We start from the raw sequence: 13,770 nt of genomic DNA, 5'->3' as shown, positions 1-13,770 counted from the left end.
ATGGCCCGCCGGATTGCTTTCGCCGTCTTCTCGACCCTCCACCGCCGTGTCGCAGCCAAGCGGCCGCCTGACTTCATCGTCGGCGCTGCATCGCACGGCGGCGCGTACCTGCATCGCTGGTATCTCACCCCGTGGCGCGCGTGGTATCGCGATGTTCCGGAGGCCGAGCGCACTCGCTGGCAGCGCCTGGCCGTAGGCGTGAGCCGATGCCTGCCCAACCTGTACCTGCACCTCTTCCTGCGCGACGACGACGACCGCGCCCTGCACGATCATCCGTCGTGGGCCGCGAGCCTGATCCTGTCCGGTGGCTACGTCGAGCACACCATCGCCGCCGGCGGCATCCACCACCGCACACGCTTCCGCGCCGGCAGCCTGCGGTGGCTCAAGACCACGCACGCGCACCGGATCGAACTGGAGCGCGATGCGCTCGGCCGCTCCCTCCCGTGCTGGACCCTCTTCCTCTTCGGGCCTGTGCGGCGCCATTGGGGCTTCCATTGCCCCGAGCGCGGCTGGGTGCCCTGGGAGGAGTTCACCGCGGCCGGCAAGCCTGGTGAAGTCGGCAAGGGGTGCGACGCATGAACACGATTACCCCCGAAGCGCTGGACTACACGCCCGGCGAGCTTGACCGCACGGCGCCTGCACGCATCTGGCTGCAAGTCGATTCGAGTTCCATGCACGATTTCCGGACCGACCCGTTCCCGGAAGACCACGCCGAGGTTACGTGGGAAGCGCAGTCCGTGGGCGGCCTGGAAGTCCAGTACGTGCGCGCAGACTTGGCAGCACAGATCGCCCCGCCCGCGCCTGCTGCTGTGCCGGTGGGACACGTCAGCGTCATCCAGCAGGACGCCAACAACTACTGCCTGATCCTCCGATTGCTCGGCATGGAGGACGAGGGCGACCCGGTGGCCGAGGTGCGGCAGTTGGTCGAGGCGCGTGACACCCAGCCGGCCGCGCCGGCGCCGGAGGTGCCCAATGCGTGAGCGCCCTATCCTCTTCAACGGCCCCATGGTGCGCGCCATCCTGGCCGGCGCGAAGACGCAGACCCGGCGAGCGATGAAGAACCAACCGCAACCGGTTGTCGTCCCTGGTCTCGGCCCGATGCTGGCGATCGATCAGCCGCGCGGCCAAAACCGATGGTTGTGGCCCAATGCTCGCGACGAGGTTATCGCGTCGTGCCCTTACGGCCGGCCCGGCGACCTGCTGTGGGTGCGCGAGAACGGGTTGGAGCATCGGCGAACCCGCCTTTTCATCCACGACGCCACGCCTGGACGCTGGTGGACCCCAGAGGATGGCGGGCGTTACGGCGCCAGCTACGGGCCGGGCATCACGCGCCAGAGCCTTCTGCGCGACCACAAGGTTCGTCCCTCGATCCACATGCCGCGGTGGGCCTGCCGCCTGGTGCTGGAGATCACGAACGTGCGCGTGGAGCGGCTGCAGGCGATCAGCGAAGCCGATGCTACCGCCGAGGGAGTCACCCCAAGCCTGTTGGCAGACATCCGTCTGCCGCGGACCCACCCGCGTGCCGAGCGCCCGATGGCGTATTCGAGCAACCGCGAGGTCTTCGCCGACCTGTGGGACAGCACCGGCGGCGATTGGTCGGCGAACCCCTGGGTCTGGGTCATCGAATTTCGGCAGTACGAACAGCAGGAGCAACGCGCATGAGCACGCCATCGTTCAAACAGATGATCCTGGACAAGACGGCGCGACGGGCCGACGCCATGAAGTTCCGCATCGAGGACATTCACGAGGAACCCGGCTTCAACTTGCGTGATGAACACGCCGTCGACGCGGACGGCGTTTCGTTTGAGGAGAGCATCGCGCAGCTGGCGAACTACATCCGGGCCGGCGGCATCCTCCCGCCGCTGGAAGTGCGGCCCCGCCCCGAAGGTGGCGTGTTCGTCGTAGATGGCTACCGCCGGCGGCGAGCCCTCCTGCAGGCGGCTGACTCGATCCGCGATGCGGCGGGCGAACTGTGGATCGCGGTGGTGCCTTTCACTGGCAACGATGCGGAGCGCACGGCGCGGATCATCACCAGCCAGCAGAACCGCAAGCTCGGGCCGCTGGAGTTGGCGCGGGGCTATGCCCGCCTCGTGGCGTTCGATTGGTCCACGGATCAGATTGCCGCGCGCGTCGGCAAGACCCGGCAGCACGTCGACCAGATGCTGATCCTGGCGCATGCCCCGTCCGCGGTGCAGGCCCTGGTGCGCGAGGGCAGCGTGGCGGCTACCAGCGCCATCGGCGCGGTACGCCAGCACGGCGAGGAGGCCGGCCCGGTGCTCGCCGGTGCCGTCGCCGTGGCCAAGGCGTCAGGCAAGCAGCGCGCGACGGTCAGCGCGATCAAGGGTAAGGCGCTGCCGCGGAAGGTCGTGGACGCGCTCGATGCCGTGACCGCGGAGATTGCCGCCTCCCTGGACGACGCTGCGCACGCACGGCTCGCGGAGATCGCCCCGGACGACGCATCCGCCACGGTCGCGGTTCCGGCCTCGCTGATCCGCGGCCTGCTGGCCGTGCGCGGCACGATCGCCAGCAAGCGGCCGGCGGCCGCGCACGGAGGCGCCGATGGCAGCTGCTGAGAAACTGGAGGAGCTATGCACGCTGTCGCGCGTGCGCGCCATGACGGGCCTGGGCACCACTTTCATTTACGGCGAGATCAAGGATGGCCGGTTCCCCAAGCCCATCCACGTCGGCCGTAGATCGCTGTGGGTGCTTTCGGAGGTGCAGCAGTGGGTGGCCCAGCAGATCAAGCGAAATCGACCGCTGCCGGCGGGTGGGTAGCTGGGTGGGTAGGCCACGGGTCAGATGCAGAAAACCCCGCATTTAGCGGGGTTTTTTGTAAGCCCTGGCGGAGAGAGTGGGATTCGAACCCACGGAAGGTTTGACCCTTCGCCGGTTTTCAAGACCGGTGCCTTAAACCGCTCGGCCATCTCTCCGATTGCGACTACACCACTTCACGCTGCATGACAGATTGCCTGGCATGCGCTTGCAACTGATTAGAACGGCTCACAGCGTTGGCGTGGCGCTGCGGCCGCGTATTTTCGCACGGCCGCGCCGGTTTTGCTCAGCCGGCCTCGACCGCCATCGCGCCCAGGGTCGAATGCTTGACCTTGATCCGCTCCGGGCAGCCGCTGCAGTCCAGGCGCGAGGCCTCGATCTGGCGTGGCAGGTGCTCGGCGAGGAAGTCGATGAACACGCGTACCGCCGGCAACAGGCCGCGGCGCGAGGCGAACACGGCGTGACAGATGCCCTGCGGCAGCGACCATTCCGGCAGTACCACTTCCAGTTCGCCGTTGCGCACCGCGTCGGCGCAGACCGTTTCGGGCAACAGGGTGATGCCGAAACCGTCCTTGACCATCGATTGCAGCAACGGGAAATCGAAGCCGGCCACGCGCGGCTGCAGGTCGACGCGGCGCACTTCGCCGGCCGGTCCATGCAGTTCCCAGCGTTGCCGCGCCTCGTCCTCGCTGATGCTCAAGGTCACGTGCGAGGCCAGCTCTTCCGGATCCTTGGGACGCCCGGCGCGGTCGAGATACTTGGGGCTGGCGACCAGCAGTTCCTGCACCTGGCCGAAGCTGCGCATCACCAGGCTGCCGTCGTCGTCCAGGCGCGAGCGCACCCGCAGCGCGACGTCGTAGCCCTCGTTGATGATGTCCACGCGGCGGTTGCTGATGTTCAACTGCAGGCGCACTTTCGGGTACTGGTCGAGGAACATCGGCAGCAGCTTGGGCAGCTGCATCTGCGCCAGCGACACCGGCACGCTGACCCGCACCAGGCCGCGCGGCTCGGCGCTGAGCCGATCCACCACCTCGCGCGCGGCCTGCGCCTCGGCCAGCATCGTCTGCGCGTGGCGATGCACGCTCATGCCCAAATCGGTGACCGCGAAGCGGCGCGTGGAGCGCTGCAGCAGGCGCACGCCCAGATCGGTTTCCAGCTGGCTGATGCGGCGGCTCAGGCGCGACTTGGGAATGCCCAGGGCGCGCTCGGCGGCGGCGAAACCGCCGTGATCGACCACCATCGCAAAGTAGTACAGGTCGTTGAGATCGTGCATGTTCTTTCGATATTTAGAACGATGGATGAAATCGCGTTGGATTCATTCTACTCCCACAACGATCCGCGCTGTGCAATCGGGTCTGCCTGGCATGGCACATCCCGAGCGCAGCCGCGGCGGCCGGTTCCGGCAGCAACGATGCAGCGGCTCTCAGTTCGCGGCAAAGTGATCACGTGAACACCCTGCCCGGCCCTGAGCCTTGCATCGGCACGTGGCTGTTGGGTCGTTCGCAGCCATTCAAGCATGCAGCAACACCGGCGTCTTGGTTGCCGGTGCGCCGATGCGATCGAATGCGCCTGACCCTAACGCAGACGAGCGACGTGCCAGGGATGCCAGGTCGGATGGAACTCTTGCCTGGGGGCGGGCGAATGCGCAGCCACCGCATCCGCACAGCGGCAAGGCACAGGACGCCACGCCGGAGCGGCTTTCGTCAACCGGCAACGACGGTGGGAGCGAGGTCAGTCGCGACAGGCGTTCCCGGCAATGCCCGTCGCGGCTGACCTCGCTCCCGCACTTGCCGCCGGAGACTGCCGCACGACCGGCCGCCGCGCCGCGTGCGCAGGGGCCTGAAGCTCAACCGATGCGGTCGATACCGCCCATGTACGGACGCAGCGCGTCGGGTACGTCGATCGAGCCGTCGGCGTTCTGGTAGTTCTCCATCACCGCGATCATCGCGCGGCCGACCGCGGTGCCGGAGCCGTTGAGCGTGTGCAGCAGTTCCGGCTTGCCGGTGGCGGGATTGCGCCAGCGCGCCTGCATGCGCCGCGCCTGGAAATCGCCGCAGTTGGAACACGAGGAGATCTCGCGGTAGGTCTGCTGCGACGGCAGCCACACTTCCAGGTCGTAGGTCTTGGTCGCCGAGAAGCCCATGTCGCCGGTGCACAGCAGCACCTTGCGGTACGGCAGCCCCAGCGTTTCCAGCACCACTTCGGCGCAGCGGGTCATGCGCTCGTGCTCGGCAGCGCTGTCCTCGGGACGGCAGATGCTGACCAGTTCCACCTTCTCGAACTGGTGCTGGCGGATCATGCCGCGGGTGTCGCGGCCGCCGCTGCCGGCCTCGGAGCGGAAGCACAGCGAGTGCGCGGTCATGCGCAGCGGCAGGCGCTCGGCCTCGACGATCTCGTCGCGGACCAGGTTGGTCAGCGAGATCTCGGAGGTGGAGATCAGGTAGCGCTTCTGCTCGCCGAGCTGGGTGGCGAACATGTCCTCTTCGAACTTGGGCAGCTGGCCGGTGCCGTACAGGCTGTCGGCGTTGACGATCACCGGCACGTTGGTTTCCTGGTAGGCGTGCGGACCGGTATGCAGGTCGAGCATGAACTGCGCCAGCGCGCGGTGCAGGCGCGCGATCGGCCCGCGCAGCACGGTGAAACGCGCGCCCGACAGCTTGGCCGCGGTCTCGCCGTCCAGCCAGGCATGGCGCGCGCCCAGTTCCACATGATCCTTGACCTCGAAATCGAAGGCGCGCGGCGTGCCCCAGCGCTGCACCTCGACGTTGTCGGCCTCGTCCTTGCCGGCCGGCACGTCGGCCTGCGGCAGGTTGGGAATCTCCAGCGCCAGCGTCTCCAGCTGCGCGCGGATTTCGTCCAGGCGCTGTTCGGAGGCCTTCAGTTCGTCGCCGAATCCGGCGACTTCGGCCATCAGCGCGGCCACGTCCTCGCCCTTGGCCTTGGCCTGGCCGATCGCCTTGGAACGGCTGTTGCGCAGGCTCTGCAATTCCTGGGTACGCACCTGGATGCGCTTGCGGTCGGCCTCCAGCGCTTCCAGGGCGGCCACGTCCAGCGCATAGCCGCGGCTGGTGCGCAGGCGCTCGGCGAGGTCGGCGGGCTGTTGGCGGAGCAGGACGGGATCGAGCATGGGCGCGGCACGTGGATGGATCGGAGCCGCGCATTATCGCCTGTCGGCCGCGCTTTTGCCGAAACAGCGAGGCTGCGCCGCGCTGCGCACCCGATTAACCGCGGCTATGCCAGAATCCAGCGGTTCCCTACGGTGAGTCCCATGTCCACGTCGCCTCCGTCCTCCAACACCGGCATCGTGCTGCGCCTGCCGCGCCGCCTCCTCGTGATCGTCGGCATCGCCTTCTGCGCAGGGCTGCTGCTGTTCCTGGCGGTATGGCTGGTCGGGCGCAAGGACAACGACTTCTACAAGCCGCAGCCGGCGCAGGTGCAGCAGGATGCGGCAGAGATCAAGCCGCTGCCCGAACCCCTGCCCGCCGGCAGCGGCGCCAGCGACATGCCGCAGGCGAAGCCGCCGGCAGCGGAGGAAGCGCCGAAGCTGGTGGAGACCGCGCCGCCGGCCCCGCCGCCCGCCGATGCGATGGCGCCGGTGCCTGGCGGCACCGAAGGCGCTGCTGCGGGAACGAACGCCACCGCACTGGCACCGGGCGATCGTCCGGTGCCGCTGGACGGGCAACCGCCGCCGCGCTATCCGTCGGCGGCCTTGCGCCGCGGCGACAGCGGCACGGTGGTGGTGCGGGTCGAGGTGGACGCCAGCGGCAACCCCGGTGGCGTGGCCCTGGTCAAGCGCAGCGGCTCGCGCGAACTGGATCGCGCCGCGATGGAAGCCGTGCGTCGCTGGCGCTTCCGCCCGGCGCAGCAGAAGGGCCAGGCGGTCGCCGGCAGCCTCGAGATTCCGTTCGACTTCAAGCCGGCTCAGTAAGCTGAACAAAACTTGCGGTGCGCGCTGCGCGTTCACAGGCGGCTGACACACCTTGAACAGGATCGAGGCAAGACTGGTCGCGTCCTCAAGACGCAGGAGCACGACCATGTCGAGACCGCACGATACCCAGGAGCTGTACACGCGGGAAAACGACACCAAGGCCCGTTCGCATGCCCATCGGGGTTCGCCTTGGGCATGGATCCTTGTCGTCGCGCTGGTGCTGGCCGCCGGCGGCTGGTGGCTCAGCCGCGATCGCAGCGACGACATGCCTACCAATGTCCCCGCGCCGGCGACGCCTGCCAACGATCCTCCACGCGCTCCGTAGCGGCGCGCTCGCCGGACCGCCACGCGGTCGGCAAACAATGCACACGTCGCGGCCTGCGCCTGGCAGGCCGCGGCCCCTCTCAATCGGCGGCGACCAGCCCGAATCCGGCATTGCGCGCCAGCGTGTCGAAGCCCGGGAACGAGGTCGCCACGTTGGCCACATCGTTGATCCGCACCTCGCCATCGGCCAGCTGGCCGGCAATCGCGAACGCCATCGCGATGCGATGGTCGCCATGGCTTTCGATCACCCCGCTACCCAGCAGGCCGCCATGGATCGTGGCGCCGTCGGGCGTCTCGTCGACGACGATGCCCAGGCTGCGCAGACCGGTGGCCATCGCGGCCAGGCGATCGGATTCCTTGACCCGCAGCTCGGCCGCGCCGGTGACCACGGTCTGGCCCTGCGCCGCGGCGGCGGCGACGAACAGCGCCGGGAACTCGTCGATCATGTCCGGCACCACCGCTTCGGGAATCTGCGCTCCGCGCAATGGCGCGTAGCGCACCCGCAGATCGGCCACCGGCTCGCCGCCGTGTTCGCTGTGATTGTGCTCGGCGATGTCCGCGCCCATCAGCCGCAGCGCCGCGAGCAGGCCGGTGCGGCGCGGATTGAGGCCGACCGCGCGCAGGGTGATGTCCGAACCCGGAACGATGCTGGCGGCGACGATGAAGAACGCCGCCGAAGAGAAATCGGCCGGCACCGCGATGTCGGTGGCGCGCAGCCGCTGGCCGCCACGCAGGCGCGCCTGGCCGGGCTCGAACGCGATCTCCACGCCGAACGCGGACAGCATGCGCTCGGTGTAGTCGCGGGTCGGATGCGCCTCCTGCACCGAGGTGACGCCGTCGGCATACAGCGCGGCCAACAGCACCGCTGACTTGACCTGGGCACTGGCCACCGGCGAGGCGAACTCAATGCCGTGCAAGGGCTGCCCGCCATGGATACGCAGCGGCGGCACGCCGTTGGCGTCGGTGTCGATGCGCGCGCCCATCAGCGCCAGCGGCTCGGTCACGCGGCGCATCGGCCGCTTGGACAGCGACGCGTCGCCGACCAGCACGCTGTCGAACGGCTGCGCCGCCAGCAAACCAGCGAGCAGGCGCATGCCGGTCCCGGCATTGCCGCAATCCAGCTCGCCCTGCGGCGCCTGCAAGCCATCGACGCCGACACCATGCACGATCCGCTGCGACGGCGACGGCGTCTCGATCCTGACACCGAGCCTGGCGAAGATCGCCGCGGTCGACCGCGTGTCCTCGCCCTCCAGGAACCCATCGATATGCGACACCCCATCGGCCAGCGCCGCGAACATCACCGCCCGATGCGAGACCGACTTGTCGCCCGGCACATTCAACGTCCCCTGCAAGGCAGAGCCCTTCGTCGCGATCCAGTACTGCTCGTTGCTCATCACCGTTCCTGAGATTGCCGTCGTCACCCGCAAGCGGGCCCCGCGCTGTTGATCTTGTTGTTGCAGCCGATTCCACCGTTGCTGCTGTTGCTGTTGCTGCTGTTGCTGTTGTTGCCCTTCGCTTTTCAGGGGTCCCCATTGAGGGTCGGCGAGCGGCCTGGGAAGAACCCCGCAGGGGCGGCGCGCAGGATGCGCGACGTTTTTCGCTGGCACATGGATGTGCCATCGAAAAATCCCAGGTTGCTCGCGGACCCCGCGCGCAGCGCGGGGCGACCCGACTGGGGCGGCCTTTCTTTTGCTTACTTTTCTTTGGCCGCACAAAGAAAAGTAAGTCGCGCAACGCGCGAAAGCCTTTGCTTCCAGCTCTGGCTTCTAGCGCTGGCTTCTAGCGCTGGCTTTGGTTTCCAGCTAAAGCCGCCCGTAAGTAAACCATCAGATCAGGGCACCGCCACCGGATACGACCCCAACACCTTGATCTGCGCCGAATGCGCCTTCAACTCCGCCAGCGCCTGCTTCATCGACTCGTCCTCCACATGCCCGGCCAGATCGATGAAGAACCCATACTCCCACTTCGCCTGATGCGAAGGCCGCGACTCGATCCGGTTCATGCTGATCCCATGCCGCGCGAACGGGCTCAGCACATCGAACAGCGCACCCGGCTTGTCGTGGATGAACACCAGCACCGACGTCCGATCGTGCCCCGACGGCGGAAAGATCTGCCGGCCGATCACCAGAAAGCGCGTCGTGTTGTCGTCGTCGTCCTCGATCGACTTCATGATCACCTTCTTCAGCGCATACACATGCGCCGCACTCTCCCCGCCGATCGCCGCCGCATCCTCCGCATTGCGTGCGCGCCGCGCGCCCTCGGCATTGCTCGACACCGGAATCTTCTCCACCTTCGGCAGGTGCGCGCGCAGCCAACCCGCGGTCTGCGCGAACGACTGCGGATGCGCATAGATGCGCTCGATCGCATCGAGCCGGCCGGTGCGCGACAGCAGATACTGGTGCACGCGCAGTTCGGTCTCGCCGCAGATCTTCAGGTTCGAGGTCAGGAACATGTCCAGCGTGACCTGGATCGTGCCCTGCCCGGAATTCTCGACCGGCACCACGCCGAAATCGGCGTTGCCGCTCTCCACTTCCTGGAACACCTCCTCGATCGTCGCCATCGGCAGGCCCACCGCCGAACGGCCGAAATGCTTGAGCACCGCCTGCTGGCTGAAGGTGCCTTCCGGACCGAGATAGCCGATCTTCAACGGCTCCTGCTGCGCCAGGCAGGCGGACATGATCTCGCGGAACACGTGCACCAGCACTTCGTCGCTGAGCGGCCCCTGGTTGCGGTCCACCACCATGCGCAGCACCTGCGCCTCGCGCTCGGGACGGTAGTAGTCCACCGCTGCGGCGAGCTTGCCCTTGGCCTTGCCGACCTGGTGCGCGAACTGCGCGCGCTCGGCGATCAGCGCCTGGATGGTGCGGTCGATCTGGTCGATCTTGGCGCGCACGTCGGCCAGCGCCGGCGCCGCCGCCGCGGGCTCGGCGATCGCCGTCGATTTCGGCTTGTCCGGCTTGGCCTTCCTGGTCGGCTTGCTCGATTCGGCGTCAGTGGTTCGGGATTTGTTCGGCTTTGCGGCCATGGATCGTGATTCCTCGATGTTCCGGAGCGCCTGTGAAGCATCCGGTCGCGGCTGAAGCCGCTCCTACATGGGGGGACGGCTCAGCCGTTGCGTTGCTGGAAGTCGCGCATGAAGGCGACCAGCGCCTGCGCGCCGGCCACCGGCATCGCGTTGTACAGCGAGGCGCGGATGCCGCCGACCGCCTTGTGTCCTTTCAGTGCCAGCAATCCGGCCGCCTTGGATTCGGCGACGAAGCGCGCGGTGAGGGTCTCGTCCGGCAGGAAGAACGGGATGTTCATCCGCGAGCGCGCATCGGCCACCACTTCGTTGCGGTAGAAGCCGCCGGAGCCGTCGATCGCCGCGTACACCAGCGCCGACTTGGCCTGGTTGCGGCGCGCGAATTCCTCCACCCCGCCCTCGGCCAGCATCCACTTGAACACCAGCCCGGCCAGGTACCAGTTCCAGGTCGGCGGCGTGTTGAGCATGGAATCGCGCGCGGCGTGCGAGCGGTAGTCGAAGATGTCGGCGCGCGGCTGGCCGCTGCGCTGCAACAGGTCCTTGCGGATGATGACCACCGCCACCCCGACCGGCCCCAGGTTCTTCTGCGCGCCGGCATAGATCACCGCGTACTTGGACACGTCGATCGGCTCGGCGGCGATGCTGGAACTGAAGTCGGCGAACAGCGGTACCGCGCCCACGTCAGGCGCGTCGCGGAATTCGACGCCGTGGATGGTCTCGTTGGCGGTGATGTGCACGTAGGCGGCATCGGCGCTGAGCTGCCAGCTGTCGCGCGGCGGGATGTCGTGGAAGCCGCCGGCCTCGCTGCTGGCGGCGACGTGCACGTTGGCGTACGGGGTGACCTGCTTGATCGCGGTCTTGCCCCAATGCCCGGTGACCACGTAGTCCACGGTCTGCCCGGGCGCGGCGAAATTCAGCGCCAGCAGCGCCTGCTGGGTGGTGGCGCCGCCGGACAGGAACAGCACCGCGTAGTCGTCGGAGATGCCGATCAGGCGCCGCAGGTCGGCTTCGGCCTCGGCCGCCACCGCCATGAACTCGGCGCCGCGGTGGCTCAACTCCACGATCGAGGCGCCTACGCCGTTCCACTCCAACATCTCCGCCTGCGCCTGGCGCAGGACCGATTCCGGCAATGCAGCGGGGCCGGCACTGAAATTGAACGCGCGTGTCATGGGGCACCTATCGGACAAGACGCCTAGTATGCCGCAGCGCACCAGCTTGCGGCCCGGGCAATTTAGGTTGCATTTGCATCCATTGGCCCGGCGCAAGCGTAGTCTTTGCCAAGAAGCCGCCAGCGGTCGCCCGCCCCCTCCAGGAGTCAGCCATGTCATTGCGCGATGCGCTCAACATTCCCAGCCGCGAGATCACCGACGAGGCGGTCTACCGCGATCGGCGACGCCTGCTGCAGGCCCTGGCGCTGGCGCCGGCGATGGGCCTGGTCGGCTGCGCCGAGGCCGAGCCGCCGGCCCCGCCGAAGACCGTGGTGACCCCGGAGCAGGCGCGCAGCGGCTTTCGCACCAGCGAAGAACCGACCCGCTACGAGGACGTCACCAGCTACAACAACTTCTACGAATTCGGCACCGACAAGACCGATCCGTCGAAGGCGGCCAAGACCCTGCGCACCGCGCCGTGGTCGGTGAAGGTCTCCGGCGAATGCGAAAAGCCCGGCACCCTGGCGCTGGACGACCTGCTCAAGGGCAACAGCCCGGAGGAGCGCATCTACCGGCTGCGCTGCGTCGAGGGCTGGTCGATGGTGATCCCGTGGCTGGGGGTGCCGCTGGCCGCGGTGCTCAAGCGCTTCGCACCGACCTCCAAGGCCAAGTACGTCGCCTTCACCACGCTGGCCGATCCGCAGCAGATGCCCGGCATCCGCTACCGCTCGATCGACTGGCCGTACAAGGAAGGCCTGCGTATCGACGAGGCGATGAACCCGCTGACCCTGCTCGCCACCGGCCTGTACGGCAAGCCGCTGCCGCAGCAGAACGGCGCGCCGCTGCGGCTGGTGGTGCCGTGGAAATACGGCTTCAAGAGCATCAAGTCGATCGTCGAGATCCGCTTCGTCGAGCGCATGCCGGAAACCGCCTGGCACGAGTTGCAGGCCTCCGAGTACGGCTTCTTCTCCAACGTCAATCCGGCGGTGGACCATCCGCGCTGGAGCCAGAAGACCGAACGCCGCATCGCCGGCAAGGCCAGCAAGCTGTTCGCCGAACGCATCCCGACCCGCCCGTTCAACGGCTATGCCGAGCAGGTCGCGGGGATGTACGCGGGGATGGATCTGAAGAAATGGTATTGAGTAGAGGCTGGGAATGGGGAACCGGGAATCGGGAATGGGAAAAGCGTGGCGCCTGGTTGTGCTGCGGAACGCCCATGCAGCCTGGGCGCGCCGCGGTTGCGGTTCGCGCCTGTCGCTCCAACGCGGCTCGATGATGGCGCATGGCTAAGACATCCGCTTCGTTGATCGCGGCCAAGACGCTGGTGCATGCGCTCGCGCTGGCGCCGCTGGCCTATCTGGGCTGGCAGTTCTGGCAGGTGTGGCAGAGCGGCAGCGATGCGCTCGGCGCCGATCCGGTCGCCGAGATCGAGCACCGCACCGGGCTGTGGGCACTGCGCCTGCTGCTGCTGACCCTGGCGATCACGCCGCTGCGGCAGCTGAGCGGGCAATCGGTGCTGCTGCGCTTCCGGCGCATGCTCGGGCTATATGCGTTCTTCTACGCCTGCGTGCACCTGGGCGTGTATCTCGGCCTAGACCTGCGCGGGTACTGGGCGCAGATCTTCGAAGAGATCGTCAAGCGTCCCTACATCACCGTCGGCTTCCTGGCCTGGCTGCTGCTGATCCCGCTGGCGATCACCTCCACCCAGGGCTGGATGCGCCGGCTCAAGCGCAACTGGGGCAAGCTGCACAAGGCGATCTACGCGATCGGCGTGCTGGCGGTGCTGCATTTCTGGTGGCTGGTGAAATCGGACATCCGCGAACCGCTGCTGTACGCGGCGATCCTGGCGTTGCTGCTGGGCTGGCGCGGCTGGCGGGCGCTCAGCGCGCGCCGAACCACAGCAGCCCGCTGAGCGCGGCCGCCAGCAGCAAGGCGCTGAGCAGCAGCCACGGCCAGCGCAGCGCGGTGGCCGGGCGCGGTGCGGGCTCCGCTGCGGCGGCCAGCGGGACGCTGGCCGGATCGTGCTTCAGCGGCTCGCCGGCCGCCGCCTGCGGCACTTCCAGCACGAAGCGGTGCTGCGTGTCGAACACCAGTTGGTCGCCAGGCTGCAGCCAGCAATCGCGTACCGCATTGCCGTTGACCTGGGTCTGCGCATCGCCGAGCCCGCGCAGCAGCACGCGTTCGCCATGGCGCTCCAGGCGCGCGTGGCGTTCGGCGAAAGCGGGATCGTCGATGCAGATATCGCAGTCGCGCAGGCGGCCGATGCTGCGCACCCGGTCCAGGGTATAGCTGCGGCCATGATGCTGGCCGCCGACCCCGCGCAATACCAGCCGCGGATCGTCGCCCTCGCCTTCCGCCGCATCGGGCAGGCGCTGCAGCGGCTCGCACACGCCCCGGACCACCATTTCCACGCCATCGGCATAGACCGCATCGCCGGCGCGCAGCAGCGCCATGCGCCGCACCGGACGCCCGTTCACGTGAATGCCGCGGACGCCGTTGGCGACCTGCAGCCACAGCCCGCGCCGGTCCAGGCAGAACTGCGCCAGCAGCAGCGCGCCCTGGGTGTCGTCGACCAC

14 protein-coding genes, 1 tRNA gene and 1 pseudogene are annotated in these 13,770 nt (G+C 68.0%); 9 read left to right on the top strand and 7 right to left on the bottom strand.

Annotation, left to right across the window (positions count from 1 at the left end; all coding sequences use genetic code 11):
- Genes AB8810_RS10900 through AB8810_RS10880 form a run of 5 tightly spaced genes read left to right on the top strand, consistent with a single transcriptional unit; the run spans position 1 to position 2,775 of the window.
- Positions 1–579, top strand: coding sequence for a hypothetical protein (locus AB8810_RS10900; protein ID WP_369916487.1), 579 nt, complete (start codon positions 1–3; stop codon positions 577–579).
- Positions 576–980: a hypothetical protein gene (locus AB8810_RS10895; RefSeq protein ID WP_369916486.1), complete on the top strand. Its 405-nt coding sequence runs from the start codon at positions 576–578 to the stop codon at positions 978–980. Before AB8810_RS10900 ends, AB8810_RS10895 begins: the two co-directional genes overlap by 4 nt.
- Entirely contained in the window at positions 973–1,662 is a 690-nt protein-coding gene (locus AB8810_RS10890) for a hypothetical protein (protein ID WP_369916485.1), read from the top strand. Before AB8810_RS10895 ends, AB8810_RS10890 begins: the two co-directional genes overlap by 8 nt.
- Entirely contained in the window at positions 1,659–2,573 is a 915-nt protein-coding gene (locus tag AB8810_RS10885; protein WP_369916484.1) for a ParB/RepB/Spo0J family partition protein, read from the top strand. The genes AB8810_RS10890 and AB8810_RS10885 overlap by 4 nt, the downstream gene beginning before the upstream one ends.
- Positions 2,560–2,775, top strand: coding sequence for a helix-turn-helix transcriptional regulator (locus tag AB8810_RS10880; protein WP_369916483.1), 216 nt, complete (start codon positions 2,560–2,562; stop codon positions 2,773–2,775). The genes AB8810_RS10885 and AB8810_RS10880 overlap by 14 nt, the downstream gene beginning before the upstream one ends.
- Before the next feature lie 65 nt (positions 2,776–2,840).
- Here AB8810_RS10880 and AB8810_RS10875 read toward each other — a convergent pair.
- From AB8810_RS10875 to serS, 3 genes are all read right to left on the bottom strand, one after another.
- Positions 2,841–2,930 (bottom strand) — tRNA-Ser (locus AB8810_RS10875).
- A gap of 128 nt (positions 2,931–3,058) precedes the next feature.
- Positions 3,059–4,045, bottom strand: a complete 987-nt coding sequence (locus AB8810_RS10870) for a LysR family transcriptional regulator (RefSeq protein WP_179564979.1) — start codon at positions 4,043–4,045, stop codon at positions 3,059–3,061.
- 573 nt (positions 4,046–4,618) lie between these two features.
- Entirely contained in the window at positions 4,619–5,899 is a 1,281-nt protein-coding gene (serS, locus tag AB8810_RS10865) for a serine--tRNA ligase (protein ID WP_179564981.1), read from the bottom strand.
- Between the two features lie 141 nt (positions 5,900–6,040).
- Here serS and AB8810_RS10860 point away from each other — a divergent pair, with 141 nt between their 5' ends.
- Together AB8810_RS10860 and AB8810_RS10855 are read left to right on the top strand one after the other, a co-directional pair.
- Positions 6,041–6,700 carry an energy transducer TonB gene (locus AB8810_RS10860; RefSeq protein WP_191824120.1) on the top strand — a complete coding sequence of 220 codons (660 nt, stop codon included), beginning with the start codon at positions 6,041–6,043 and terminating at the stop codon, positions 6,698–6,700.
- A gap of 106 nt (positions 6,701–6,806) precedes the next feature.
- Positions 6,807–7,025: a hypothetical protein gene (locus tag AB8810_RS10855; RefSeq protein WP_369916482.1), complete on the top strand. Its 219-nt coding sequence runs from the start codon at positions 6,807–6,809 to the stop codon at positions 7,023–7,025.
- 79 nt (positions 7,026–7,104) lie between these two features.
- Here AB8810_RS10855 and aroA read toward each other — a convergent pair whose 3' ends face one another.
- The 3 genes from aroA to serC form a co-directional block, all read right to left on the bottom strand.
- Positions 7,105–8,418, bottom strand: a complete 1,314-nt coding sequence (gene aroA, locus AB8810_RS10850; RefSeq protein ID WP_369916481.1) for a 3-phosphoshikimate 1-carboxyvinyltransferase — start codon at positions 8,416–8,418, stop codon at positions 7,105–7,107.
- A gap of 437 nt (positions 8,419–8,855) precedes the next feature.
- Positions 8,856–10,049, bottom strand: coding sequence for a prephenate dehydratase (pheA, locus tag AB8810_RS10845; RefSeq protein WP_369916480.1), 1,194 nt, complete (start codon positions 10,047–10,049; stop codon positions 8,856–8,858).
- 80 nt (positions 10,050–10,129) lie between these two features.
- Complete coding sequence (serC, locus tag AB8810_RS10840; protein ID WP_369916479.1) at positions 10,130–11,215, bottom strand: 3-phosphoserine/phosphohydroxythreonine transaminase; 1,086 nt, start codon at positions 11,213–11,215, stop codon at positions 10,130–10,132.
- A gap of 152 nt (positions 11,216–11,367) precedes the next feature.
- On the opposite strand from serC, the gene msrP reads away from it, so the two are divergent.
- Together msrP and msrQ are read left to right on the top strand one after the other, a co-directional pair.
- Positions 11,368–12,336, top strand: a complete 969-nt coding sequence (msrP, locus tag AB8810_RS10835; RefSeq protein WP_369916478.1) for a protein-methionine-sulfoxide reductase catalytic subunit MsrP — start codon at positions 11,368–11,370, stop codon at positions 12,334–12,336.
- 140 nt (positions 12,337–12,476) lie between these two features.
- On the top strand, positions 12,477–13,106 hold the full coding sequence (gene msrQ / locus AB8810_RS10830) for a protein-methionine-sulfoxide reductase heme-binding subunit MsrQ (RefSeq protein ID WP_191824115.1): 630 nt from the start codon (positions 12,477–12,479) through the stop codon (positions 13,104–13,106).
- Here msrQ and AB8810_RS10825 read toward each other — a convergent pair.
- Positions 13,075–13,524, bottom strand: a pseudogene (locus tag AB8810_RS10825) (FHA domain-containing protein); the annotation flags it as partial. The gene msrQ and the pseudogene AB8810_RS10825 overlap by 32 nt on opposite strands.
- Between the last annotated feature and the right edge of the window lie 246 nt (positions 13,525–13,770).

Source organism: Xanthomonas sp. NCPPB 3005 (assembly GCF_041228095.2).
In the GTDB taxonomy this organism is placed as follows: Bacteria; Pseudomonadota; Gammaproteobacteria; order Xanthomonadales; family Xanthomonadaceae; genus Xanthomonas_A; species Xanthomonas_A bonasiae.
This window is presented reverse-complemented; position numbering and strand designations above follow the sequence as displayed.

What these genes read in the sequence shown, in the direction of transcription:
- AB8810_RS10895 (WP_369916486.1), top strand. Translation starts at nt 576, where the DNA reads ATGAACACGATTACCCCCGAAGCGCTGGACTACACGCCCGGCGAGCTT.
- serC (WP_369916479.1), bottom strand. Translation starts at nt 11,215, where the DNA reads ATGACACGCGCGTTCAATTTCAGTGCCGGCCCCGCTGCATTGCCGGAA.
- AB8810_RS10890 (WP_369916485.1), top strand. Translation starts at nt 973, where the DNA reads ATGCGTGAGCGCCCTATCCTCTTCAACGGCCCCATGGTGCGCGCCATC.
- pheA (WP_369916480.1), bottom strand. Translation starts at nt 10,049, where the DNA reads ATGGCCGCAAAGCCGAACAAATCCCGAACCACTGACGCCGAATCGAGC.
- AB8810_RS10860 (WP_191824120.1), top strand. Translation starts at nt 6,041, where the DNA reads ATGTCCACGTCGCCTCCGTCCTCCAACACCGGCATCGTGCTGCGCCTG.
- AB8810_RS10900 (WP_369916487.1), top strand. Translation starts at nt 1, where the DNA reads ATGGCCCGCCGGATTGCTTTCGCCGTCTTCTCGACCCTCCACCGCCGT.
- msrP (WP_369916478.1), top strand. Translation starts at nt 11,368, where the DNA reads ATGTCATTGCGCGATGCGCTCAACATTCCCAGCCGCGAGATCACCGAC.
- msrQ (WP_191824115.1), top strand. Translation starts at nt 12,477, where the DNA reads ATGGCTAAGACATCCGCTTCGTTGATCGCGGCCAAGACGCTGGTGCAT.
- AB8810_RS10885 (WP_369916484.1), top strand. Translation starts at nt 1,659, where the DNA reads ATGAGCACGCCATCGTTCAAACAGATGATCCTGGACAAGACGGCGCGA.
- AB8810_RS10880 (WP_369916483.1), top strand. Translation starts at nt 2,560, where the DNA reads ATGGCAGCTGCTGAGAAACTGGAGGAGCTATGCACGCTGTCGCGCGTG.
- AB8810_RS10870 (WP_179564979.1), bottom strand. Translation starts at nt 4,045, where the DNA reads ATGCACGATCTCAACGACCTGTACTACTTTGCGATGGTGGTCGATCAC.
- AB8810_RS10855 (WP_369916482.1), top strand. Translation starts at nt 6,807, where the DNA reads ATGTCGAGACCGCACGATACCCAGGAGCTGTACACGCGGGAAAACGAC.
- aroA (WP_369916481.1), bottom strand. Translation starts at nt 8,418, where the DNA reads ATGAGCAACGAGCAGTACTGGATCGCGACGAAGGGCTCTGCCTTGCAG.
- serS (WP_179564981.1), bottom strand. Translation starts at nt 5,899, where the DNA reads ATGCTCGATCCCGTCCTGCTCCGCCAACAGCCCGCCGACCTCGCCGAG.